Here is a 23,433-nt window from a genome sequence, read left to right on the forward strand (position 1 = left end):
CCGCCCACCCTCTTTTTCCGCGCGGCAACCCGCACGCCCGACGTAACCTGGCAATCATGAAACAGTGCACGCACGCCGACGCGCTGCCGCAGCCCGAACCCGGCCCCGGGAGCGAGACCTGCCTGGAGTGCGAGGCCGCCGGTACCCACCCCGTGCAGCTCCGGCTGTGTCTGGAGTGCGGGCATCTCGCCTGTTGCGACTCCTCACCGCTGCGGCACGCCTCGGCGCACCACGACGACACCGGACATCCGATCATGCGCACGTTCGAGCATGGGGAGAACTGGCGTTGGTGTTTCGTGGACCACGTCCTCGTCTGAGCCGTGGATCACGTACGCGCGTGACTCCCGATCCGGACGGTTCGACCGTCTGACGTCTGGGTACGTCAACCCGGCGCGCGCTCTTCCTATTTGGGGCCGCAGACCTCTAGCCACTGTGCGTACTCATGGGCTTACTATGAGTGACAGCAAGGGGCGGGGTCCCCAGGACAGGAAAGTCGGGAGCGCGGTAGCGTCACCGCTGAACGACGTAGCGCGTTACCCCGGGGGGCGACCCTCGGCCCCCGAAAGAGCTCGAATGAGCTTGTACCACCATGGAGGTGAGGGTGTCCCAGATCGCAGGCGAGCCCGCGACGAAGGACTTCGTGGAAGTCCGGCTGCCGGCCGCGGGTGCCTACCTGTCGGTACTGCGCACGGCCACGGCCGGGCTGGCAGCCCGTTTGGACTTCACCCTCGACGAGATCGAGGACCTGCGCATCGCGGTGGACGAGGCCTGCGCGATCCTGCTTCAGCAGGCCGTCCCCGGTTCGGTGCTCAGCTGTGTCTTCCGGCTGATCGACGACTCATTGGAGGTCACGGTCTCGGCGCCGACCACCGACGGTCACGCTCCGTCACGTGACACTTTCGCGTGGACCGTCCTGTCGGCTCTCGCGGGCAAGGTCGACTCCACCGTCGCCGAGGACAAGACCGTTTCGATCAGCCTCTACAAACAACGCGGCGCGGGACCCGGGCCGGCGTGAGGAACGGGGACGGGCCGGTGCGGGAAGAAGAGCGCGGCACACGGGAGCCTCCCGCGGGGCGCGCCGACGGTCCGGGCGGGCCCCGGCACGCGGCGGACGGCGTCGACGGCATTCCCGAACAGGCCCGGCCGCATCCGGAGGTCGGCGTCTCCTCGGCGGCGGCGCAGCCGGGAGCCTTCCCCGTCCTGGGAGGTCCCCCCGGTTCGAGCGCGGCCGAGGACACGGGGGAAGAGCCTCGGGCTCGGGAAATGGTGACGGGCGGGACTATGAGCGAGCACGAGCGAAACGCGGAGCAGAGCGTGCAGGGCGCGCAGCACGAGCGAGAGCCCGAGCAGGGCGCGCAGGGTGTACAGGACGCCCAGGGTGTGCAGGGCGCGCAGGGTGTACAGGACGCCCAGCAGATCCAGCAGCACGGGCCGAGCGCCCAGCACATCCGGCACGACCCGCACGACCGCAGCGGGGCGCGGGCGATGTTCATCGAGCTGCGCAAGCTCCAGGACGGCAGCGCCGAGTACGCGGAGCTGCGCAACCAGCTGGTCCGCATGCATCTGCCGCTCGTCGAGCACCTGGCCCGCCGCTTCCGCAACCGCGGCGAGCCGCTGGACGACCTGACCCAGGTCGCGACGATCGGGCTGATCAAGTCGGTCGACCGGTTCGACCCGGAGCGCGGTGTCGAGTTCTCGACGTACGCGACGCCGACGGTGGTCGGCGAGATCAAGCGGCACTTCCGCGACAAGGGCTGGGCGGTGCGCGTGCCGCGCCGCCTCCAGGAGCTCCGGCTGGCGCTGACCACGGCGACCGCCGAGCTGTCGCAGCTGCACGGCCGCTCCCCGACCGTCCACGAGCTGGCCGAGAAGCTGGGCATCTCGGAGGAGGAGGTCCTGGAGGGCCTGGAGTCCGCGAACGCGTACTCCACGCTGTCCCTGGACGTCCCTGACACGGACGACGAGTCCCCGGCGGTGGCGGACACCCTGGGCGCCGAGGACGAGGCGCTGGAGGGCGTCGAGTACCGCGAGTCGCTCAAGCCGCTGCTGGAGGACCTGCCGCCGCGGGAGAAGCGGATCCTGCTTCTGCGCTTCTTCGGCAACATGACGCAGTCGCAGATCGCGCAGGAGGTCGGCATCTCGCAGATGCATGTCTCGCGGCTGCTGGCCCGCACCCTGGCGCAGCTGCGGGAGAAGCTCCTCGTGGAGGAGTGAGTCCCGGGGTGATCTCCCCCGGGGTGAGCCCGCCTACTTCTCGTCCTGTGCGTCGCCGCCGGGCCCTCGGATTCCGAGGGCCCGTGTCGTTTCCGGGTTCACCAGCAGGACGAAGGCCACCAGCGCGACCACCCCGAGGGCGATCCCGGCGGGGATCGCGACGCTGTCGGCCTGGAGCAGGGTGTAGGCGACGGGCAGTGCCAGGATCTGGGTGACGAGGGCAGGGCCCCGGCTCCAGGAGCGGCGCAGCAGCAGTCCGCGCGCGGCGAGCAGCGGCAGCAGTGCGAGCACGATCAGCGTGACGCCGCCGGTGACGGCCTGCTGCCGGCTGTCGGGATCGCCGGTGAGACCGAGGACGAGGACGCAGACGCCGCCCGCCACGAGGGCGGTCCCCTCCAGCGCGGCCAGCGCCGCCGCGGCGGTCAGCCGGCCGGGGCGGGGGTCGGGGCGGAGGGCATCGGGGGTGGGATTCTGCTCACGGCTCACCCCGGAAGAGTAGCCGCCGGCTTTGGACGCCCGAGTGCCCCGGGGCCGGGAACCGCACCGTCACGGACGTCGCGCCGATCCGATTCCGCACCCCGGCGCCACCTGCGAACTCTTACTTGATCCCTACCTCGGTCTGGGACGAGTACCACCCAGTAGGTACGCTGCATCGCATGCGTGCACTTCTCGTGGTCAATCCGGCGGCAACCACCACAAGCGCGCGCACGCGTGACGTGCTGATCCACGCACTGGCCAGTGAGATGAAACTGGAAGTGGTCACGACCGAGTACCGCGGGCACGCCCGGGACCTCGGCAGGCAGGCCGCCGACAGCGACGACATAGACCTGGTCGTGGCCCTCGGCGGGGACGGCACGGTCAACGAGGTCGTGAACGGTCTTCTGCACCGGGGCCCCGACCTCGGGCGTCTTCCGGGCCTCGCGGTGGTCCCCGGCGGCTCCACCAATGTCTTCGCCCGCGCCCTCGGCCTGCCGAACGACCCCGTGGAGGCGACCGGCGCCCTGCTGGACGCGCTGCGCGAGGAGCGCGAGCGCACGGTCGGCCTCGGTCTGGCCGCGGGTACTCCCGGCACCGAGGACGAGTCCGTCCCCTCCCGCTGGTTCACCTTCTGCGCCGGGCTCGGCTTCGACGCCGGAGTGGTGGGCCGCGTCGAACAGCAGCGCGAGCTCGGCCGGCGCTCCACGCATGCGCTGTATCTCCGCCAAGTGCTGCGTCAGTTTCTGGACGATCCTCACCGTCGGCGCGGAACGATCACCCTGGAGCGTCCCGGCACGGACCCGGTCACCGATCTGGTCCTGTCCATCATCTGCAACACCTCGCCGTGGACGTTTCTCGGCAATCGTCCGGTGTACGCGACGCCTAAGGCCTCGTTCGATACCGGACTCGACGTACTCGCGCTCAGCCGCATGTCGACGCCCTCTGCCGCCCGGTATGCCACTCAGTTGCTCACTTCGTCCCCCGAGCGCGGACCCCAGGGCAAGCATGCCGTCACTCTGCATGACCTGACCGACTTCACCTTGCATTCGAAGGTGCCGCTCCCCCTTCAGATGGACGGTGACCATCTGGGACTGCGTACGAGCGTGACGTTCACAGGCGTACGCCGTGCACTGCGTGTGATTGTGTGAGCGGAAGGGGCCAAACTCCTTTCACTCGAACGTTTAGACCACGGTCCACCCCATGGAAGTACGGCTGTGACTCAGCCGACACCGAGGAATCAAAAAAAACTTTCCGGAAGGGGTTGTATCCGCCGCTGAGGTTTGCGAGTCTCTACGTGGCGCTCGGGACGGCCCGCAACATCGGCCCCATTGAGCACCGGAACCCCTCCTCACTTCAAGGACCACACCAGTCCGTCTGGTTGTCGGCCCTTCACTTGTTGAGGGATTCGTGAAAGCGTTCACATTCACAAGCAACGTGCATGTAATACCAAGGAGAGGTAGCAGCCATGGACTGGCGTCACAACGCCGTTTGCCGCGAGGAAGACCCCGAGCTCTTCTTCCCCATCGGCAACACCGGTCCTGCGCTGCTGCAGATCGAGGAAGCCAAGGCCGTCTGCCGCCGCTGCCCCGTCATGGAGCAGTGCTTGCAGTGGGCGCTCGAGTCCGGCCAGGACTCCGGCGTCTGGGGTGGCCTCAGCGAGGACGAGCGCCGCGCAATGAAGCGCCGTGCCGCCCGCAACCGAGCTCGTCAGGCCACCGCCTGACGTTCCACCCCGCACGAGCCTGAGCTTGGCGGCGCGTACAGCGAGTACGCAACTCCCGCCCCCGAGCCGCAGCGCGCAGTACCCCGATGCGCTTGATGCAACGAGCTTTCAGCCCCGGACCACTTGGTGGTCCGGGGCTCATTGCTGTTCACGTCCGGGACCGGTCACGATGAGTGACGAGTCCCGGTGAGCCCCGACTGCCGCCCCTCACCGGTCACTTGTGCGACCCGTACGCCTTTCGGGGGAGGCGGGTCCGTCACTTGGGCACGACCACCGGGATGTCCAGGAGCACCTGGGTGCCGCGCTCCGGGGCGGGCACCATGTCGAAGCTGCCGCCCAACTCGCCCTCGACCAGCGTCCGTACGATCTGGAGGCCGAGGTTGCCCGAGCGGTGCGGGTCGAAGCCCTCGGGCAGTCCGACCCCGTCGTCCTGGACGGTGACCAGCAGCCGGGCGTCCTTGGAGGTGCCGCCGCGCACCGCGGAGACCTCGACGGTTCCCCGGTCGCCCTCGCGGAAGCCGTGCTCCAGCGCGTTCTGGAGGACTTCGGTGAGCACCATGGAGAGCGGGGTCGCGACCTCGGCGTCCAGGATGCCGAAGCGCCCGGTGCGCCGGCCGATGACCTTGCCGGGCGAGATCTCGGCGACCATGGCGAGCACCCGGTCGGCGATCTCGTCGAACTCCACCCGCTCGTCCAGGTTCTGGGAGAGCGTCTCGTGCACGATCGCGATCGAGCCGACCCGGCGCACGGCCTCCTCCAGTGCCTCACGGCCCCGGTCCGAGTCGATGCGGCGGGCCTGGAGCCGCAACAGGGCGGCCACCGTCTGGAGGTTGTTCTTCACCCGGTGGTGGATCTCCCGGATGGTGGCGTCCTTGGTGATCAATTCGCGCTCGCGACGGCGCAGTTCGGTGACATCGCGGAGCAGGACGAGGGAGCCGACGCGGGTGCCCTTGGGCTTGAGCGGGATCGCCCGCAGCTGGATCACCCCGTCGGCGCTCTCGATCTCGAACTCGCGGGGCGCCCAGCCGCTCGCGACCTTCGCCAGCGCCTCGTCCACCGGGCCCCGGGACGGGGCGAGTTCGGCGGTCGTGGTGCCGAGGTTGTGGCCCACCAGGTCGGAGGCCAGACCGATGCGGTGGTACGCGGAGAGCGCGTTCGGTGAGGCGTACTGGACGATCCCGTCGGCGTCGAGGCGGATCAGCCCGTCGCCGACCCGGGGCGAGGCGTCCATGTCGACCTGCTGGTCGGGGAACGGGAAGGTGCCCGCCGCGATCATCTGCGCGAGGTCGGAGGCGCTCTGCAGATACGTCAGTTCGAGGCGGCTCGGCGTGCGCACGGTGAGCAGGTTGGTGTTGCGCGCGATGACACCGAGGACGCGCCCCTCCCGTCGTACGGGAATGGACTCGACGCGGACCGGCACCTCCTCGCGCCACTCGGGGTCGCCCTCGCGCACGATCCGGCCCTCGTCGAGGGCCGCGTCCAGCAGGGGGCGGCGGCCGCGCGGGACGAGATGGCCGACCATGTCGTCCTGGTACGAGGTGGGCCCGGTGTTGGGGCGCATCTGGGCGACCGAGACGTAGCGGGTGCCGTCGCGGGTGGGGACCCACAGCACGAGGTCGGCGAAGGAGAGGTCGGAGAGCAGCTGCCACTCCGAGACCAGCAGATGCAGCCACTCGAGGTCGGAGTCGTCGAGGGCTGTGTGCTGGCGTACGAGGTCGTTCATGGAGGGCACGTGTGCGAGCGTACCCGGCGGATCCGACAGGTCCCGAAATCGGCCACGCGCCCGGGGCTCCGGAGGCCCCGGAAACACCCGCGGGCCGCGGCGCCTGAGAGGGACCCTCAGCCCTCCCGGCACCGCAGCCCGGAGCAACAACGGCCGTGGGGTGTGCGGTCCCGGTCGGCCGAAGAGAGGAGCCGGTGCAGTCAGGGCAGAGAGCGCCGGTTCCTCGGTCCGTCTTCCTGTGCGGGGAAGACGGAGGTTTGTTCAGTTTCTCAGAGCATTGTGGACTAGACCATGGTTCCGCGTCCATGCGTCCGCGGCCGCGTTCACGTACGCGGCCCGGGTGTTGCGGTCATGCTCCCCGCCGTCCACACATCCAACACCAGGAGCGCCCGTCAGACTATCCCGCCTCGGCTCTCGAACGGGAGGAACACGGGACGGGGGTGCCGGACGACCGGAGCGGGCGGTTCGGGCCAGGGTCCGGCGATCGACGCGACGACGCGCCCGGCGGCAGGCGGCAGGCGGCAGGCGGCAGGCGGCAGGCGGCAGGCGGCAGGCGGCAGGCGACGAGAGGGTGACCCTCTGCTAGATTGGTCTATACCACATGTGTCCCCCTTCGGATTCGGTTGCGTTCCTGAGTCCCCTCTCCAGATCGGCAGGCCCAGCGTGGAAGTTGTCATCGTCCCGGACGCCAAGGCGGGCGGCGAGCTGATCGCCGAGGCCATGGCGCAGCTGCTCGTGGGCAAGCCCGGCGCGCTCCTCGGCGTGGCCACCGGCTCGACACCGCTGCCCATCTACGCGGCGCTGGCGGCCCGGGTGCGTTCCGGTGCCGTGGACGCCTCGGGCGCGCGCATCGCACAGCTCGACGAGTACGTGGGGCTGCCGGCCGAGCACCCCGAGTCATACCGCTCCGTGCTGCGGCGCGAGGTGCTGGAACCGCTGGGCATCGGCATGGACGCGTTCATGGGGCCCGACGGCACGGCGGCGGACGTCCAGGCCGCCTGCGAGGCCTACGACAGGGCGCTGGCGGCGGCCGGCGGGGTCGACCTCCAGCTGCTGGGGATCGGGACGGACGGGCACATCGGGTTCAACGAACCGTGCTCCTCGCTCGCCTCGCGGACCCGGATCAAGACGCTGACCGAGCAGACCCGGGTGGACAACGCGCGGTTCTTCGACGGTGACATCGGGCAGGTGCCGCACCACGTCATCACCCAGGGCATCGGCACGATCCTGGAGGCACGGCACCTGGTGCTGCTCGCGACCGGCGAGGGCAAGGCGGACGCCGTGGCGGCGACGGTCGAGGGGCCGGTCGCGGCGGTCTGCCCGGCGTCGGCGCTGCAACTGCACCCGCACGCGACGGTGGTCGTCGACGACGCCGCCGCGTCCAAGCTGAAGCTCGCGGACTACTTCCGCCAGACGTTCGCCGCCAAGCCGGAGTGGCAGGGCATCTAGGACCGGGTCCGGGCCCGGCGCCGCCGACCCGCGGACACACGCCGGTGCCGGGCACTCCCGAGGGAGTGCCCGGCACCGGTGCGTGGTGGCCCGGGACCGGGCCCGGTCCGCTACGAGCCCGCGATGACCTCCGCCGCCGCCCGGCCGCACACCCGTGCCGCGCCGTGGGTGGCGATGTGCAGGGCGCCGCGGGGCGCCGACCGGGGGACGCCCATCTCGACCACGACCGTGTCGGGGCGGGAGGCGAGCAGGGTGTCGAGGGCGGCCGCCATCCAGGGGTGACGGTGTTCGTCGCGGACCACCGCGACGAGGGGCCGCCCGGCGGCCGCCGCGAGGGCCGAGGCACCCGCGTCCTCGCCGGTGAAGCTGCCGGTCTCGGTACCGGGAAGCAGCCGGGCCAGCTCCGCCGCCACGCCCCAGGGGGTCTCGTCACCGACGGCGATGTTCGCGACCGGGGTGAGCGCGGCGACGTACGGGGCCTCGGTGAGCGGGGCGTGGGACGCCGAGCGGGTCACGGTCAGCGCGCGCCGGGCGGCGACCAGGCCCACATCGGTGGCACCGTCCGTACCGCCCGCACCACCGGCGACACCCGTACCGTCCGTACCGCTCACGCCACTCGTACCGCTCGCACCGCCCGTACCGTCCGAGCTGTTCGAACCGTTCGAGCTGTTCAAGCCATTCGTGTGAGAGACGGCCACCGGACCCGAGGCGGCCGGGGAGGCCTTCCTGGCCGAGGCGGCCGCGGCCGTCCACCCGGCCAGCGCCCGGACCCGGTTCGCCGCGTCCGCGAGGCGCTCCTCGGAGAGCTCGCCGGCCCGCACGGCGGCGACCAGGGCGTCGCGCAGACGGCGCACGGTCTCGTCGTCCGCCAGTCCGCCGCCGACGCAGATGGCGTCGGCGCCGGCCGCGATGGCCAGCACGCTGCCCCGCTCGATGCCGTACGTCGCCGCGATGGCCTGCATCTCCATGCCGTCGGTGACGATGAGGCCGTCGTAGCCGAGTTCCTCGCGCAGCAGGCCCGTGAGGATGCGGCGGGAGAGGGTGGCCGGGCGGTCCGGGTCCAGGGCCGGGACGAGGATGTGCGCGCTCATCACGGCGCGGCTGCCCGCGGCGATGGCGGCCCGGAAGGGGACCAGCTCGCGGGACTGGAGGACCGACAGGTCCGCGTCGATGCGCGGCAGGGCGTGGTGGGAGTCCACCGCGGTGTCCCCGTGGCCCGGGAAGTGCTTGGTGCAGGCGGCGACGCCGGCGGTCTGGAGGCCGGTGACGTAGGCGGCCGTGTGCCGCGCCACCAGGCCGGTGTCGGCGCCGAAGGACCGCACGCCGATGACCGGGTTGGCGGGGTTGGAGTTCACGTCGGCGGACGGCGCCCAGTTGAGGTTCACCCCGCACGCGGCCAGTCTGCGGCCGAGTTCGAGGGCGACCTGCTCGGTGAGCGTCACGTCGTCGACGGCGCCCAGCGCGTGGTTGCCGGGGAAGGACGAACCGGTGCGCACCTCCAGACGGGTGACGTCACCGCCCTCCTCGTCGATGGCGACGAGTACGTCGTCACGTTCGGCGCGCAACTGGGCGGTCAGGGCGGTCAGTTGCTCGGGCGAGGCGATATTGCGGCCGAACAGGCCGACGGAGGCGAGGCCCTCACCGAGTCGGCGCAGCAGCCAGTCAGGAGCCGTGGTCCCGGTGAAACCGGGCTGGAGCACGGTGAGGGCGTCGCGCGTCAGACCGTCCTTGGAGTTGGACGCGGCGGTACCGCTGGCGAATGTCGTCATCGGGTGGCGTTATCCCTTCACGGCGCCCGCGGTCAGACCCGCGGCCATCTTGCGCTGGACGATGAGGAACAGGACGACGATCGGCACGGCCATCATGGTGGCTCCGGCCATCATCGGGGCGTACTCGGTGCCGTGCTTGGTGGTGAAGTTGCCGAGCCAGACCGTGGCGGTCTGGTTCTGCTGGCTCAGCAGCATGAGGGCGTAGAGGTACTCGTTCCAGGCCTGGATGAAGGCGTAGACGGACGTCGCGACCATGCCGGGGGCCAGCAGCGGGAAGACCACGCGGATGAAGGCGCCGGTGCGGCTGCATCCGTCGACCATGGCCGCCTCCTCCAGCTCCTTCGGGATGTTGACGATGAAGCCGCGCAGCGTCCACACCGTGAAGGGGAGGATGAAGGTCAGATACGTGAGGATCAGACCGGAGAGCTTGTCGTACTGATGAAGGTCGTTCAGCAGCAGGAAGACCGGGATGATCATGGCGACCAGCGGGACCATCTGGACCGCGAGGATGGCGACGATCACGACCTTGCGGCCGCGGAAGGCGAAGCGGGAGATGGCCAGGGCGGCCAGCATCCCGACCACGATGCCGATCACGACCACCGAGAGCGACACGATCAGACTGCGGCCCACCGGGCCCCAGAAGTCGGCGATGGCCAGCGCGCGGCGGAAGTTGTCGAGCGTGAAGCCGGTGGGGAGCAGGCTCGGATCCGAGTCGATGGCGTCCTTGGCCGGCTTGATCGCCGTGTTGAGCATCCAGTAGACGGGGAAGCCCGCGGTGAGGAAGACGAGCAGGCCGAGCAGGTTCCAGCCGAGCTTGGACTTGCGGGGCCCGGAGGACTTCCGCCCCTTGGCGGACGTACGCCCGGAGGTGGCGAGGGAACTCATTCGACCTCTCCGATCTGGAGCATCTGACGCATGTACACGGCGACCACGCCCAGGAGCAGCAGCACCGTCAGCACGGCGATCGCCGACCCCTGCGCGTAGTCGTTGACGACGAAGGCCCGGTCGTACGAGTAGGTCGTGAGCAGCTGGAACTCCGCCTCCGGGTGGCCGCCCCGCATGACGAAGACCTGCGGGAAGACGCCCATGTCCCAGATGACGGAGAGCGTCGTCAGCATGACGATGATCGGCTTGAGGATCGGCAGCGTGACATGGCGGAAGACACCCCAGGAACCCGCGCCGTCGAGCCGTGCGGCCTCCTCCAGCTCGGCGGGGACCTGGGTGAGTCCCGCGCTGAGCGTGATGACCACGAAGGGCACCGCACCCCAGACGACCAGGAGCATGATCACGCTCAGGCCCTGCGTTCCGCTGGCGAACCAGTTGTGGCCGATCATGTCGACGCCCGGAACCTTGCTGAGCAGCGCGTTGAAGACGCCGTAGTCGGAGTCGAAGAGCCACTTGAAGACGGTGGTGGCCACGATGATGGGCATGCCCCAGCTGGCCACGAGCACGATGTTGATGAGCGTCTTCACCCAGCCGGAGACCCGCTGGAGGAGCAGCGCGATCAGCATGCCGGCGACCATCGTGAAGACGACGGCCCCGCCGGCGAAGAGGATGGTCCGGACGACCACCGCCCAGAACTCGCTGTCCGAGAGCACGCCCTTGAAGTTGGCGAGGCCGACCGACTCGGCCGGCTGGAAGCCCCAGAGCTGGGACTGGCCGAACTTCTGGAAGGAGAGCGTGACCAGGCGCACCAGCGGATAGCCGAGGACCAGCGCGAGGATCAGCAGGCAGGGCGCGAGCAGGGCCCATGGGGCCGCCGCCGCACCCGTGGTCCGCCTGGCGCGTGGCGCTTTCGCGACGGCCGTCGGCGGCGGCGCCTGCCGCGGTGGCGGCACCTTGGCAGGGGTGGTCGTGTCTGCGGCACTCATCGCGCGCTCCTCAGCGGTCCCTCAGGTCGTACGAAAGCGAAGGCCCGTACGGCCGGGCGCCGGGGCGAGCCCCTGGGCCGGCCGTACGGGAGGCAGGGCCCCGCCCCTCCATGAAGGAGGACCGACGGGGCCCTGCTCTCAGGTCACTTGGTGTTGATGACCTTGTCGATCGCGGCGTCCGCTTCCTTCGCGGCGTCCGCGACCGACTTCTTGCCGGTGCCGATGTTCTGCAGCATGGTCTGCAGGACCTGGGCCTTCTCGACCTGGCCCCAGCCCGGCGCCATCGGGACGAACCAGCTGGACTCGGCCGCGGTCGCCGGAACGGCCGTCTTCGGGTCGCTCTGGAGGCCGACCAGGTCGGTCTTGTTGTTGGGCAGGTTGCCCTTGCCCATCAGGACCTTCTGGCCCTTGGCGCCGGTGAACGCGTTGATCCACTCGGCGGCGACGGCCTGCGCCTTCGACTTCACCGGGACGGCGAGGTCGGAGCCGCCCAGGAAGACCGGGATGTTCTTGCCGGACGGGCCGGGCATCACGAAGTTCTCGAGGTTGCCCTTGAGCTTGCCGGTCTTGTCGCTCTTCGGGTCCTCGGCGGTCGCACCCTCCCAGGCGGCGCCGAAGATCATGCCGGACTTGCCCTGGCCGTAGACGATGTAACGGTCGGACTCGTCCTTGGTCTTGTCGCCGTGCATGTACTTGCCGACGATGTTCTTGAACTCGGTGAGGCCCTTGACCGACTCGGGCGAGGAGAGGTTGGCCTTCCAGGTGCCGCCCTCCTCCTTCGCGATGGAGCCGCCGGCGTCGTAGACGAAGGACATGGCCGCGTACCAGTCACGGGTGGGCTGGTACCAGGCGCTGAACTTGGATCCCTCCTTCTTCTGGATCTTGTCCAGGTCGGAGGTGAGTTCCGCGTACGTCTTCGGGGTGCTCTTCACGCCGGCCGAGGCGGCGATGTCCTTGCGCCAGTTGCCCACGCGGCCACCGGCGTAGTACGGCACGCCGTAGGTCTTGCCGTCGTAGGTCACGGACTCCTTGAGTCCGTCGAGCCAGGCGGCCGAGTTGTCGAACTTCGACGCGTCGAGGGGGGCGAAGGCACCCTTGACCATGTAGCCGAGCATCTCAGTGTTGCCCATCTCGACCACGTCCGGCGCCTTGTCGGTGGCGAGGACCGCGTCGAGCTTGGTGTTCTTGTCCGGCCAGCCGTAGTACTCGTGCTTGATCTTGATGCCGGGGTGCTTCGCCTCGATCGCCGTGTCGGCCTGCTTGACCAGCTCGGGCCAGTTGTTCTGCGCGTCGACCGTGAGCCAGACCGTCAGCTCCTTGGCGTCCGCGCCCTTGTCCGACCCCCCGGACTTGTTGTCGTTGCCGCACGCCGCGACGGAGAACATCATGCCCGCGATACCGATCGCGGCTATCAGCTTGCGCTTCACGCCACCCTCCTCAGGGATGCCACAAACCCCCCTGCTCCCCGCGGTGACAAACGCCGTGTACCGCCCGTGGGGCCGGGACTGGACCAATGGTGTAGACCAGTACCGGGAGCTTGGCCTAGACCTAGGGGGGTGTCAAGGGTGTGTAAGCCCGTCCAGTCGGCCGTTATGGGACCTACATATGCAAGAACCTTTAAGTAGCCAAGCGGCACAAATTACGGTCGAGTTCACGGCCTGCGGGGGAACCACCCCGGCACCGTCCGCACCGGCTCGGGTGTCACCGTCTGCGCGCGATGGACTAGACCAACAGGTACGACGACGGTATATAGGGGGGATCACGGAGCGTGCGGGGAACACGCGCACAAAAAGCCGTGCCACGATGTGAGCCGTGGCCGACGACATGGCGGCCGCTGCGGCATCCGGAGCCGGGAAGGCAGAGCATGAGCACCGACGTCAGCAGTGCGGAGAACGAGGGTGGGGCGCCCATCCGTACCGCGCGCGTGCCCAAGTACTACCGCCTCAAGAAGCACCTCCTCGACATGACGGAGACGCTGCCGCCCGGTACGCCGGTGCCGCCGGAGCGGACCCTCGCCGCCGAGTTCGACACCTCACGCACCACGGTGCGGCAGGCCCTTCAGGAGCTGGTCGTCGAGGGCCGCCTCGAACGCATCCAGGGCAAGGGCACCTTCGTCGCCAAGCCGAAGGTCTCCCAGGCGCTCCAACTGACCTCGTACACCGAGGACATGCGCGCCCAGGGCCTCGAACCCACCTCGCAGCTGCTGGACATCGGCTACATCACCGCGGACGACGCCCTCGCCGGCCTGCTCGACATCTCCACCGGCGGCCGGGTGCTGCGCATCGAGCGGCTGCGTCTCGCGAGCGGCGAGCCGATGGCCATCGAGACGACCCATCTCTCCGCCAAGCGTTTTCCCGCGCTGCGCAGGTCGCTGGCCAAGTACACCTCCCTCTACACCGCGCTCGCCGAGGTGTACGACGTCCACCTCGCCGAGGCCGAGGAGACCATCGAGACCTCGCTGGCCACCCCGCGGGAGGCCGGACTGCTCGGCACCGACGTGGGCCTGCCGATGCTGATGCTCTCCCGGCACTCGCTGGACCGGCAGGGCGAGCCGGTGGAATGGGTGCGGTCGGTGTACCGGGGCGACCGGTACAAGTTCGTCGCCCGCCTCAAGCGCCCGCAGGACTGAGCCGTTCGGAGCAGCGCGCGCGAACGGGGATCACTCCCGTACCCGCGCGCGCCGCGCCCGAGCAGCCGGCCGGATCCGGACGGACCGTCAGGCGCCGTACCCGCTGCGGGGGTTCCGCCCCCGCCGGGGCGTGCGGCGCGGCGTCACGAACCCTCCACACGAGCCGCCCGAGCAGGGGTTCCCCAAAGCGGAACCATCCCCTAGATTGCCTGCGCGTTACCCAGGTGATCGATGAGGGGACGGAGACGACCTGTGTCAGACCTGCCCGAAGTGAAACCACCGGTGGTGACACCGGTACGTGTGGTGATCGGCCTGTGCCTGCTCGCGCCCTTCGTGGCGCTGCTGTGGGTCGGCTCCTACACGAAGACCGACCCGGCGTTCATCGGTATCCCGTTCTTCTACTGGTACCAAATACTGTGGGTACCCCTGTCCACGCTGCTGACCGTGACCGCGCACCAGCTGTGGCGGCGTGACCAGCGGGCCCGCACCCTCACGAAGGAGGGTGTGGACGCATGAAGGACGGTGTGAACGGCGTCGCTCTCGGCGTCTTCATCTTCTTCTTCCTGGCCGTCACGGTCCTGGGCTTCCTGGCCGCCCGCTGGCGCCGGGCCGCCGACGAACACAGCCTCGACGAATGGGGCCTGGGCGGACGGTCCTTCGGCACCTGGGTCACGTGGTTCCTGCTCGGCGGCGACCTCTACACGGCGTACACCTTCGTCGCCGTACCCGCGCTGATCTACGCGGCGGGCGCGGCCGGCTTCTTCGCCGTGCCGTACACGATCCTGGTCTATCCGCTGATCTTCACCTTCCTGCCCCGCCTGTGGTCGGTCTCCCACCGGCACGGCTATGTGACGACCTCGGACTTCGTGCGCGGCCGCTTCGGCTCCAAGGGCCTGTCGCTCGCCGTGGCCGTCACCGGCATCCTCGCGACCATGCCCTACATCGCGCTCCAGCTCGTCGGCATCCAGGCAGTCCTGGACGTGATGGGCGTGGGCGGCAGCGCGTCCTCCAACTGGTTCGTCAAGGACCTGCCGCTCCTCATCGCCTTCGGCGTGCTGGCCGCGTACACCTACTCCTCGGGGCTGCGGGCCCCCGCACTGATCGCGTTCGTGAAGGACACCCTGATCTACATCGTGATCGCGGTGGCCGTCATCTACATCCCGATCAAGCTGGGCGGCTTCGACGAGATCTTCAAGGCGGCGAGCGCCAAGTACACGGCCGCCGGCGCCGGCGGGCTCGTCCCCGCCGAGGCGGGCCAGTGGACGTACGCCACGCTCGCGCTCGGCTCGGCGCTGGCGCTGTTCATGTATCCGCACTCGGTCACCGCGACGCTGTCCGGCCGCAGCCGGGAGGTGATCCGCCGCAACACCACGATCCTGCCGCTGTACTCGCTGATGCTGGGCCTGCTCGCCCTGCTCGGGTTCATGGCGATCGCGGCCGGGGTGAAGGTCACCAACGGCCAGCTCGCCATCCCGCAGCTCTTCGAGAACATGTTCCCCGACTGGTTCGCGGGCGTCGCCTTCGCCGCCATCGGCATCGGCGCGCTCGTGCCCGCGGCCATCATGTCGATCGCGGCCGCGAACCTTTTCACCCGCAACATCTACAAGGACTTCATCAACCCGGCCGCGACCCCGCGGCAGGAGACCAGGGTCTCCAAACTGGTCTCGCTCCTGGTGAAGGTGGGCGCGCTGGTCTTCGTCCTGACCATGGACAAGACCGTGGCGATCAACTTCCAGCTGCTGGGCGGCATCTGGATCCTTCAGACCTTCCCCTCGCTGGTCGGAGGGCTGTTCACCCGCTGGTTCCACCGCTGGGCACTGCTGGGCGGCTGGGCGGTCGGCATGCTCTACGGCACGATCGCCGCCTACGGGGTGGCCTCCCCGACCCAGAAGCACTTCGGCGGCAGCTCGAAGGCGATCCCCGGCATCGGGGAGATCGGCTACATCGGCCTGACGGCGTTCGTCCTGAACGCGGCCGTGGCCGTGGTCCTCACCTTCGCCCTCAGGGCGTTCAAGGCCCCGGAGGGTGTCGACGAGACCTCACCCGGGGACTACACGGCCGACTCGGGGGATCCCGGGGTCGAGACGGAGCTTCCGCCGGCCACGGCGGACGCTAGCCACTAGGCCGCACCGCGGGCAGGGCCCAGCCACGGGCCGGGGAGGCAGGGCCCAGCCAGGGCCCGGGCGGGACGCCTCCCCCGCGACTGCCGTGGACGACGGACCGCCGGAGGAAAACCGGCGGCCCGTCGCCGTGCCGGCCGGGCACACTCACCCGCATGGACATCGTCATCAGGCCCGCCCTGCCCGAGGAGTACCCCGTCGTCGGCGAGATCGCGGCCCGGGCCTATCTCGGGGACGGGCTGCTCGACTTCGGGGAGAGCGACGGGTACCTCGCGAGACTGCGGGACGTCGAGGGGCGGGCGGCCGTCGCCGAGGTGCTGGTGGCCGTCGAGGGGGACCGGGTGCTCGGCAGCGTGACCTTCGTGGCGCAGGGCAGCCCCATGGCCGACTTCGCGCGCGCCGGGGAGGCCGAGATCCGGATGCTCGCGGTCGCGCGGGAGGCGCGCGGCCGGGGTGCGGGCGAGGCCCTCGTACGCGCCTGTGCCGAACGCGCACGGTCCCTGGAGGGCTGCACGCACCTCGTGCTGTCCACCCAGCGCGCCATGCTGAGCGCCCGGCGCCTCTACGAACGCCTCGGCTTCACCCGCACCCCGGACCGCGACTGGAACCCCCTTCCGGAGCTCGACGACATCCGGCTGCTCACCTACGAGTTGACGCTCCGGCACGCTCCGTAGCGCTCTCGGACACCAAGCGGACACAACATGTGGGGGCAGTCCCGAAGCCCGGCACAAGATGTATGCTCGTGATCGCTGTCGTCGCAGGGGAATCCGGTGCAAATCCGGAACTGTCCCGCAACGGTGTACTTGTGCGTGTTCGCGTCTGCGTGTGCCCGTACTCGCGTCAGTCCGAGGACCTGCCGACAGCGCGCCCCGGCCGTCCGGCCCGGGTGCCGACGACGTCCGGGCCTCGCGGAATGGGCCGGTGGACGCGGTGCGCTGCTGCCCGAAAGCGCTCCCGTGTGCCCCCGCCCGCCCGCGAGGCCCCGTGCCGAGCGAGGAGAGCCACACGTGACCATCGCGCCAGCCGATCCGGCTTCAGTGACCGCGCAGCAGGCCCCGGTGGAGACCGACGGTCCCGGAACCGTGCTGCTGCGGACCCTGACGGATCTCACCGCCGACCTCCCCGACGCCGACCCCGGCCGGGTCGCCGCCGCGGCGCTGCGCGGCCGGTCCGCCCGCGCCGACGAGGCCGAGCTGCGCGAACTGGCCACCGAGGCGGCCGCGGGTCTCATCTCCGAGGACCCCGCCTACTCCCGGCTGGCGGCCCGCCTGCTCGCGGTCACCATCGCCGTCGAGGCCGCCTCCCAGGGCGTCACGATCTTCTCCGAGTCGGTCGCCGTCGGCCACCGCGAGGGCCTGATCGCCGACCGCACGGCCGCGTTCGTCCAGTTGCACACGGCCCGCCTCGACGCGCTCATCGACGCCGAGGGCGACGACCGCTTCGGCTACTTCGGGCTGCGCACGCTGCACAGCCGCTATCTGCTCCGGCACCCGATCACCCGCAAGGTCGTCGAGACGCCCCAGCACTTCATGCTCCGGGTGGCCTGCGGCCTCGCCGAGGACGACACGGCCCGCTCCGTGGACGAAGTCACCGCGCTCTACCGGCTCATGAGCCGCCTCGACTATCTCCCGTCCTCCCCGACGCTCTTCAACTCCGGTACGCGGCACCCCCAGATGTCGTCCTGCTACCTCCTCGACTCCCCGCTGGACGAGCTGGACTCCATCTACGACCGCTATCACCAGGTGGCACGCCTGTCGAAGCACGCGGGCGGCATCGGGCTGTCGTACTCCCGCATCCGCTCGCGCGGTTCGCTGATCCGTGGCACCAACGGGCACTCGAACGGCATCGTCCCGTTCCTGAAGACGCTCGACGCCTCGGTCGCCGCGGTGAACCAGGGCGGCCGGCGCAAGGGCGCGGCCGCGGTCTACCTGGAGACCTGGCACTCCGACATCGAGGAGTTCCTGGAACTGCGCGACAACACCGGTGAGGACGCCCGGCGTACGCACAACCTGAACCTCGCGCACTGGATCCCGGACGAGTTCATGCGCCGGGTGAACGAGGACGGCGTCTGGTCGCTCTTCTCCCCCGCCGACGTGCCGGAACTGGTCGACCTGTGGGGCGACGCGTTCGACGCGGCCTACCGCAAGGCCGAGGAGGCGGGCCTGGCCAGGAAGACCATCCCGGCCCGGGACCTGTACGGCCGCATGATGCGCACCCTCGCGCAGACCGGCAACGGCTGGATGACCTTCAAGGACGCCGCCAACCGCACCGCCAACCAGACGGCGGAGCCGGGCCACACCGTCCACTCCTCGAACCTGTGCACCGAGATCCTGGAGGTCACGGACGACGGGGAGACGGCGGTCTGCAACCTGGGCTCGGTCAACCTGGGCGCGTTCGTCGTCGGTGAAGACATCGACTGGGAGCGGCTCGACGAGACCGTGCGCACCGCGGTCACCTTCCTCGACCGCGTGGTGGACATCAACTTCTACCCGACCGAGCAGGCGGGCCGCTCCAACGCCAAGTGGCGCCCGGTCGGCCTCGGCGCGATGGGTCTCCAGGACGTCTTCTTCAAGCTGCGGATCCCCTTCGACTCGCCCGAGGCCCGCGCCCTGTCCACCCGGATCGCCGAGCGGATCATGCTCGCCTCCTACGAGGCCTCCGCGGACCTGGCGGAGCGCAACGGACCGCTCCCGGCCTGGGAGAAGACCCGTACCGCCCGTGGCGTGCTGCACCCGGACCACTTCGACGTCGAGCTGAACTGGCCGGAGCGCTGGGCCGCGCTGCGGCAGCGGATCGCGGCGGTCGGCATGCGCAACTCGCTGCTGCTGGCCATCGCACCCACCGCCACCATCGCGTCCATCGCGGGCGTGTACGAGTGCATCGAGCCGCAGGTGTCGAACCTGTTCAAGCGCGAGACGCTGTCCGGCGAGTTCCTCCAGGTCAACTCGTATCTGGTGAACGAGCTGAAGGAGCTCGGCGTGTGGGACGCGCAGACCCGCGAGGCGCTGCGCGAGTCCAACGGCTCGGTCCAGGGCTTCACCTGGGTCCCGCAGGACGTCCGCGACCTGTACCGCACGGCGTGGGAGATCCCGCAGCGCGGCCTGATCGACATGGCCGCCGCCCGTACGCCGTTCCTCGACCAGGCCCAGTCGCTGAACCTGTTCCTGGAGACGCCGACCATCGGCAAGCTCTCCTCGATGTACGCGTACGCCTGGAAGGCGGGCCTGAAGACGACGTACTACCTGCGCTCGCGCCCGGCGACCCGCATCGCCCGCGCGGCCCAGGCACAGGCGCGGCCCGAGGCGACCATCCCCGTCCAGCAGGCCGCCGACCCCGACGCCGTCGCCTGCTCCCTTGAGAACCCCGAGTCCTGCGAGGCCTGCCAGTAATGACCGACACGAACACCGAGAAGACTGTGTCCGAGAAGAACCTGCTCGACCCGGGCTTCGAACTGACTCTCCGTCCCATGCGCTACCCGGACTTCTACGAGCGCTACCGGGACGCGATCAAGAACACCTGGACCGTCGAGGAGGTCGACCTCCACTCGGACGTCGCCGACCTGGCGAAGCTGACGCCGGGTGAGCAGCACATGATCGGCCGGCTGGTCGCGTTCTTCGCGACGGGCGACTCGATCGTCGCGAACAACCTGGTGCTGACGCTGTACAAGCACATCAACTCCCCCGAGGCGCGGCTGTATCTGAGCCGTCAGCTCTTCGAGGAGGCCGTGCACGTCCAGTTCTATCTGACGCTGCTCGACACCTACCTGCCCAACCCGGACGACCGGACGGCGGCGTTCGCGGCGGTCGAGAGCATCCCCTCCATCCGCGAGAAGGCGCAGTTCTGCTTCAAGTGGATGGACTCGGTCGAGAAGATGGACCGGCTGGAGACGCAGGCCGACCGCCGCCGCTTCCTGCTGAACCTGATCTGCTTCGCCGCGTGCATCGAGGGACTCTTCTTCTACGGGGCCTTCGCGTACGTCTACTGGTTCCGCAGCCGGGGTCTGCTGCACGGCCTGGCGACCGGCACCAACTGGGTGTTCCGCGACGAGACGATGCACATGAGCTTCGCGTTCGAGGTCGTCGACACCGTCCGCAAGGAGGAGCCGGAGCTCTTCGACGACCGGCTCCAGGAGCAGGTGACGGACATGCTGCGCGAGGCCGTCGAGGCGGAGCTCCAGTTCGGCCGTGACCTGTGCGGCGAGGGTCTGCCGGGCATGAACACCGAGTCGATGCGGCAGTACCTGGAGTGCGTGGCGGACCAGCGCCTTCAGCGGCTGGGCTTCGCGCCGGTGTACGGCTCCGAGAACCCGTTCTCCTTCATGGAGCTCCAGGGCGTCCAGGAGCTGACCAACTTCTTCGAGCGCCGGCCGTCGGCGTACCAGGTCGCGGTGGAGGGCACCGTCGACTTCGACGAGGACTTCTGACCGTTCCGGTCGTTCTGACCGTTCGTCACCGCTGAGAGCCGGGCCGCCCCGTGCGGCCCGGCTTTCGTCACGTACTGCCCCCGTGCCTCCAATCGCCGTGCCAATCCCCGTCCATGGAGCGGCAAAGTTCTTCCGGCACCGCTGTTCGCACGTCGTTCTTCCCGGCTACGTTCTGGCCGTCCCGTCACGCCACGCACCGCGGCACACCGGGACGACTGATTTGGCATGCCCATGACGCGTCTCTCCACGTTCACGCTACGCGCGTCACGGGCCCGCCGTCTCAGAGCGCCGAGAACCCCACTTCCGGCCATGGCACCGCGAACGGCCCCACCCGGGCCCGAGCGGCACCGGCCTCGAACCGATGGAGGCGACACCCCCATGCGTTCCCAGCGCCCGATACCCGCCGGCAGACCGGCCCGGAGCATGCGAAGACTCCTCACCACCGCCCTCCCCGCCCTGGCGCTCGGCCTCGCCGGGTTCACCGCGGCCCCGCCCGCGAGCGCGCAGCCCGCGCCGGCCCCCCACATCTCCCGGACCACCCAGAACTCCCGGGCCCTGACCGACCCGGCCCGGCAGACGGTCCACTCGACCGGCAGGGCCGGCCAGAAGGTCGCGACCAAGCACCTGTGCGCCGAGGCGACGAAGCCGGGCCGGATGTCGTGCTTCGCCCAGCGCCGCACCGACATCGCGCAGAAGCTCGCGGCGAAGGTCTCCCCCGACGCCGCCGCCGCGGTGTCCGGCCTCAGCCCGGCCAACCTGCACAGCGCCTACAACCTGCCCTCGACGGGCGGCTCCGGCCTGACGGTCGCCGTGGTCGACGCCTACAACGACCCCAACGCCGCCTCCGACCTGGCCACCTACCGCTCGCAGTTCGGCCTGTCCGCCTGCACCGTGGCCAGCGGCTGCTTCAAGCAGGTCAGCCAGACCGGCTCGACCACCTCGCTGCCGACGAACGACACCGGCTGGGCGGGTGAGGAGGCGCTCGACATCGACATGGTCAGCGCCGTCTGCCCCAACTGCAACATCATCCTCGTCGAGGCGACCTCCGCGAACGACTCCGATCTCGGCATCGCGGAGAACGAAGCGGTCGCGCTGGGCGCGAAGTTCGTCTCCAACAGCTGGGGCGGCTCCGAGTCCTCCTCCCAGACCGGCGAGGACACCTCGTACTTCAAGCACCCGGGTGTCGCCATCACCGTCTCCTCCGGTGACTCCGCCTACGGCGCCGAGTACCCGGCGACCTCCCAGTACGTGACCGCCGTCGGCGGTACCGCGCTGAGCACGTCCTCCAGCACCCGCGGCTGGAGCGAGTCGGTCTGGAAGACCAGCAGCACCGAGGGCACCGGCTCCGGCTGCTCCGCCTACGACGCCAAGCCCACCTGGCAGACCGACACCGGCTGCACCAAGCGCATGGAGGCCGACGTCTCCGCGGTCGCCGACCCCGCCACCGGCGTGGCGGTCTACGACACCTACGGCGGCTCCGGCTGGGCGGTCTACGGCGGCACGAGCGCCTCGTCGCCCATCATCGCGGGCGTGTACGCGCTGGCCGGCACCCCGGGCTCCAGCGACTACCCGGCGAAGTACCCCTACTCCCACACCTCGAACCTGTACGACGTGACCAGCGGCAACAACGGCTCCTGCTCCACGTCCTACTTCTGCACCGCGGGCACCGGCTACGACGGCCCGACCGGCTGGGGCACCCCCAACGGCACCGCCGCCTTCACCTCGGGCACCAGCACCGGCAACACGGTGACCGTCACCAACCCGGGCAGCCAGTCCACGGCCACCGGCGGCACGGCGAGCCTTCAGATCTCGGCGAGCGACAGCGCGGGCGCGACCCTCACCTACAGCGCGACCGGGCTGCCGACCGGCCTGTCGATCAGCAGCTCGACCGGTCTGATCTCCGGTACGGCGAGCGCCGCGGGCACCTACTCGGTCACCGTCACCGCGAAGGACAGCACGGGCGCCTCCGGTTCCGCCTCGTTCACCTGGACCGTCAGCACCTCGGGCGGCGGCACCTGCACCTCGGCGCAGCTGCTCGGCAACCAGGGCTTCGAGTCGGGCGCCACCGTGTGGAGCGAGACCAGCGGGGTCATCACCAATGACACCGGCGAGGCCACGCACGGCGGCTCGTACGACGCCTGGCTCGACGGATACGGCTCGACCCACACCGACACGCTGTCCCAGTCGGTGACCGTCCCGTCCGGCTGCAAGGCCACGTTCACCTTCTACCTGCACATCGACACGGCCGAGACGAGCACCAGCACGGCCTACGACAAGCTCACCGTCACCGCGGGCTCCACCACGCTCGCGACCTACTCCAACCTCAACAAGGCCTCCGGGTACGCCCAGAAGTCCTTCGACCTGTCCTCCTTCGCCGGTTCGACCGTCACGCTGAAGTTCAGCGGCGTCGAGGACTCCTCGCTCCAGACCAGCTTCGTCGTGGACGACACCGCCCTGACGACCAGCTGACCCACGCCGGGGCCCCGGCCGCCTCGGCGGCCGGGGCCCTGTCGTGCGCGGGGACGGATCCTGATCCGCCGGTGGCACGTCCAACCCCCAAGGAGGCCACCCCATGCGTCGAACGACTCACATCCGGACCATCGCCCTCGCCGCCCTGACCCTGCTCCTCGCGGGCTGCGGCACACAGAGCGGAGGCGACGCGGGCACCGGCGGCACCGTGTCGCCGTCCCCGAGCCCCTCCCACCCAGGCTGCGCGACGGCCAAGGGCGAGCTCGGCGCCGCCGACACGGGCCATACGTACTGTGTGGCACCCGGCGGGACGATCCGCGTCTCCCTGGACGGCACCAGCATCCGGCCCTGGAAACCGGTGAAGACCGAAGGAAGCGGACTGGAGGCCACCAACAGCGGGATCGTCCTCCAGCCGGGCGACGCCTCCGCCGCCTACCGGGCGGTCTCGGCCGGAACGGTCCGGCTGACCTCGTCCCGCCCCCTGTGCCCGAGCGATCCGGCCCGGGTGTCCTGCAAAGGCCTTCAGGCGTGGACGGTCACCGTGGTCGTGCAGAAGGAGTAGGACC

General features: G+C 70.0%; 20 protein-coding genes and 1 riboswitch. Of the genes, 14 read left to right on the plus strand and 6 right to left on the minus strand.

Annotated features, from left to right (window positions below; translation table 11 throughout):
• Positions 1-56 precede the first annotated feature (56 nt).
• The 3 genes from ABZV42_RS18815 to ABZV42_RS18825 all read left to right on the plus strand — a co-directional run bounded on the left by ABZV42_RS18815 (position 57) and on the right by ABZV42_RS18825 (position 2,214).
• Entirely contained in the window at positions 57-317 is a 261-nt protein-coding gene (locus ABZV42_RS18815; RefSeq protein WP_355985383.1) for a UBP-type zinc finger domain-containing protein, read from the plus strand.
• Positions 318-601: 284 nt separating this feature from the next.
• Positions 602-1,015: an anti-sigma regulatory factor gene (locus ABZV42_RS18820; protein ID WP_054228129.1), complete on the plus strand. Its 414-nt coding sequence runs from the start codon at positions 602-604 to the stop codon at positions 1,013-1,015.
• Positions 1,012-2,214, plus strand: a complete 1,203-nt coding sequence (locus ABZV42_RS18825) for a SigB/SigF/SigG family RNA polymerase sigma factor (RefSeq protein ID WP_355985381.1) — start codon at positions 1,012-1,014, stop codon at positions 2,212-2,214. Before ABZV42_RS18820 ends, ABZV42_RS18825 begins: the two co-directional genes overlap by 4 nt.
• 33 nt (positions 2,215-2,247) lie before the next feature.
• Here ABZV42_RS18825 and ABZV42_RS18830 read toward each other — a convergent pair whose 3' ends face one another.
• Positions 2,248-2,700, minus strand: a complete 453-nt coding sequence (locus tag ABZV42_RS18830; protein WP_355985379.1) for a hypothetical protein — start codon at positions 2,698-2,700, stop codon at positions 2,248-2,250.
• A gap of 170 nt (positions 2,701-2,870) precedes the next feature.
• Here ABZV42_RS18830 and ABZV42_RS18835 point away from each other — a divergent pair, with 170 nt between their 5' ends.
• Both ABZV42_RS18835 and ABZV42_RS18840 read left to right on the plus strand, forming a co-directional pair.
• Positions 2,871-3,839 carry a diacylglycerol kinase family protein gene (locus ABZV42_RS18835; RefSeq protein ID WP_356052762.1) on the plus strand — a complete coding sequence of 323 codons (969 nt, stop codon included), beginning with the start codon at positions 2,871-2,873 and terminating at the stop codon, positions 3,837-3,839.
• A gap of 317 nt (positions 3,840-4,156) precedes the next feature.
• Positions 4,157-4,414, plus strand: a complete 258-nt coding sequence (locus ABZV42_RS18840) for a WhiB family transcriptional regulator (RefSeq protein ID WP_006380970.1) — start codon at positions 4,157-4,159, stop codon at positions 4,412-4,414.
• Positions 4,415-4,670: 256 nt separating this feature from the next.
• Here the strand turns inward: ABZV42_RS18840 and ABZV42_RS18845 are convergent, their stop codons facing one another.
• Positions 4,671-6,137 carry a PAS domain-containing sensor histidine kinase gene (locus tag ABZV42_RS18845; RefSeq protein WP_355985396.1) on the minus strand — a complete coding sequence of 489 codons (1,467 nt, stop codon included), beginning with the start codon at positions 6,135-6,137 and terminating at the stop codon, positions 4,671-4,673.
• Between the two features lie 663 nt (positions 6,138-6,800).
• On the opposite strand from ABZV42_RS18845, the gene nagB reads away from it, so the two are divergent.
• On the plus strand, positions 6,801-7,586 hold the full coding sequence (nagB, locus tag ABZV42_RS18850; protein WP_356052763.1) for a glucosamine-6-phosphate deaminase: 786 nt from the start codon (positions 6,801-6,803) through the stop codon (positions 7,584-7,586).
• Positions 7,587-7,696: 110 nt separating this feature from the next.
• On the opposite strand, the gene ABZV42_RS18855 is transcribed toward nagB, so the two are convergent.
• The 4 genes from ABZV42_RS18855 to ABZV42_RS18870 all read right to left on the minus strand — a co-directional run bounded on the left by ABZV42_RS18855 (position 7,697) and on the right by ABZV42_RS18870 (position 12,653).
• A complete protein-coding gene (locus tag ABZV42_RS18855; protein WP_356052766.1) occupies positions 7,697-9,355 on the minus strand; it encodes a glycoside hydrolase family 3 protein in 1,659 nt (552 codons plus the stop codon).
• Between the two features lie 9 nt (positions 9,356-9,364).
• Entirely contained in the window at positions 9,365-10,240 is an 876-nt protein-coding gene (locus tag ABZV42_RS18860; RefSeq protein ID WP_355985367.1) for a carbohydrate ABC transporter permease, read from the minus strand.
• On the minus strand, positions 10,237-11,226 hold the full coding sequence (locus ABZV42_RS18865; protein WP_355985365.1) for a sugar ABC transporter permease: 990 nt from the start codon (positions 11,224-11,226) through the stop codon (positions 10,237-10,239). Before ABZV42_RS18865 ends, ABZV42_RS18860 begins: the two co-directional genes overlap by 4 nt.
• Positions 11,227-11,369: 143 nt before the next feature.
• On the minus strand, positions 11,370-12,653 hold the full coding sequence (locus ABZV42_RS18870) for an extracellular solute-binding protein (protein ID WP_356052768.1): 1,284 nt from the start codon (positions 12,651-12,653) through the stop codon (positions 11,370-11,372).
• Positions 12,654-13,090: 437 nt separating this feature from the next.
• Between ABZV42_RS18870 and ABZV42_RS18875 the strand changes: the two genes are divergently transcribed.
• From ABZV42_RS18875 to ABZV42_RS18910, 8 genes are all read left to right on the plus strand, one after another.
• A complete protein-coding gene (locus tag ABZV42_RS18875; protein ID WP_355985360.1) occupies positions 13,091-13,855 on the plus strand; it encodes a GntR family transcriptional regulator in 765 nt (254 codons plus the stop codon).
• A gap of 252 nt (positions 13,856-14,107) precedes the next feature.
• Entirely contained in the window at positions 14,108-14,371 is a 264-nt protein-coding gene (locus tag ABZV42_RS18880; protein WP_355985358.1) for a DUF3311 domain-containing protein, read from the plus strand.
• Positions 14,368-15,978, plus strand: coding sequence for a monocarboxylate uptake permease MctP (gene mctP, locus ABZV42_RS18885; RefSeq protein ID WP_355985356.1), 1,611 nt, complete (start codon positions 14,368-14,370; stop codon positions 15,976-15,978). Before ABZV42_RS18880 ends, mctP begins: the two co-directional genes overlap by 4 nt.
• A gap of 152 nt (positions 15,979-16,130) precedes the next feature.
• Positions 16,131-16,649 (plus strand): GNAT family N-acetyltransferase, encoded by a 519-nt coding sequence (locus ABZV42_RS18890; protein ID WP_356052771.1) that lies wholly within the window; start codon positions 16,131-16,133, stop codon positions 16,647-16,649.
• A 45-nt stretch (positions 16,650-16,694) separates the two neighbouring features.
• Positions 16,695-16,851, plus strand: a riboswitch (cobalamin riboswitch).
• Positions 16,852-16,982: 131 nt separating this feature from the next.
• A complete protein-coding gene (locus tag ABZV42_RS18895) occupies positions 16,983-19,364 on the plus strand; it encodes a ribonucleoside-diphosphate reductase subunit alpha (RefSeq protein ID WP_355985352.1) in 2,382 nt (793 codons plus the stop codon).
• Positions 19,364-20,398, plus strand: coding sequence for a ribonucleotide-diphosphate reductase subunit beta (locus ABZV42_RS18900; RefSeq protein ID WP_356052773.1), 1,035 nt, complete (start codon positions 19,364-19,366; stop codon positions 20,396-20,398). The genes ABZV42_RS18895 and ABZV42_RS18900 overlap by 1 nt, the downstream gene beginning before the upstream one ends.
• Before the next feature lie 378 nt (positions 20,399-20,776).
• Positions 20,777-22,867: a putative Ig domain-containing protein gene (locus tag ABZV42_RS18905; RefSeq protein ID WP_356052775.1), complete on the plus strand. Its 2,091-nt coding sequence runs from the start codon at positions 20,777-20,779 to the stop codon at positions 22,865-22,867.
• A gap of 103 nt (positions 22,868-22,970) precedes the next feature.
• Positions 22,971-23,429, plus strand: a complete 459-nt coding sequence (locus ABZV42_RS18910; RefSeq protein WP_356052777.1) for a hypothetical protein — start codon at positions 22,971-22,973, stop codon at positions 23,427-23,429.
• Positions 23,430-23,433: the final 4 nt, after the last annotated feature.

The sequence above is a fragment of the Streptomyces sp. NPDC005281 genome, assembly GCF_040607495.1.
Lineage (GTDB): Bacteria > Actinomycetota > Actinomycetes > Streptomycetales > Streptomycetaceae > Streptomyces.

Coding starts and splice junctions, on each gene's coding strand:
- ABZV42_RS18815 (WP_355985383.1), top strand. CDS start 57: ATGAAACAGTGCACGCACGCCGACGCGCTGCCGCAGCCCGAACCCGGC.
- ABZV42_RS18835 (WP_356052762.1), top strand. CDS start 2,871: ATGCGTGCACTTCTCGTGGTCAATCCGGCGGCAACCACCACAAGCGCG.
- ABZV42_RS18840 (WP_006380970.1), top strand. CDS start 4,157: ATGGACTGGCGTCACAACGCCGTTTGCCGCGAGGAAGACCCCGAGCTC.
- ABZV42_RS18845 (WP_355985396.1), bottom strand. CDS start 6,137: ATGAACGACCTCGTACGCCAGCACACAGCCCTCGACGACTCCGACCTC.
- ABZV42_RS18855 (WP_356052766.1), bottom strand. CDS start 9,355: ATGACGACATTCGCCAGCGGTACCGCCGCGTCCAACTCCAAGGACGGT.
- ABZV42_RS18860 (WP_355985367.1), bottom strand. CDS start 10,240: ATGAGTTCCCTCGCCACCTCCGGGCGTACGTCCGCCAAGGGGCGGAAG.
- ABZV42_RS18865 (WP_355985365.1), bottom strand. CDS start 11,226: ATGAGTGCCGCAGACACGACCACCCCTGCCAAGGTGCCGCCACCGCGG.
- ABZV42_RS18875 (WP_355985360.1), top strand. CDS start 13,091: ATGAGCACCGACGTCAGCAGTGCGGAGAACGAGGGTGGGGCGCCCATC.
- mctP (WP_355985356.1), top strand. CDS start 14,368: ATGAAGGACGGTGTGAACGGCGTCGCTCTCGGCGTCTTCATCTTCTTC.
- ABZV42_RS18890 (WP_356052771.1), top strand. CDS start 16,131: ATGGACATCGTCATCAGGCCCGCCCTGCCCGAGGAGTACCCCGTCGTC.
- ABZV42_RS18900 (WP_356052773.1), top strand. CDS start 19,364: ATGACCGACACGAACACCGAGAAGACTGTGTCCGAGAAGAACCTGCTC.
- ABZV42_RS18905 (WP_356052775.1), top strand. CDS start 20,777: ATGCGTTCCCAGCGCCCGATACCCGCCGGCAGACCGGCCCGGAGCATG.
- ABZV42_RS18910 (WP_356052777.1), top strand. CDS start 22,971: ATGCGTCGAACGACTCACATCCGGACCATCGCCCTCGCCGCCCTGACC.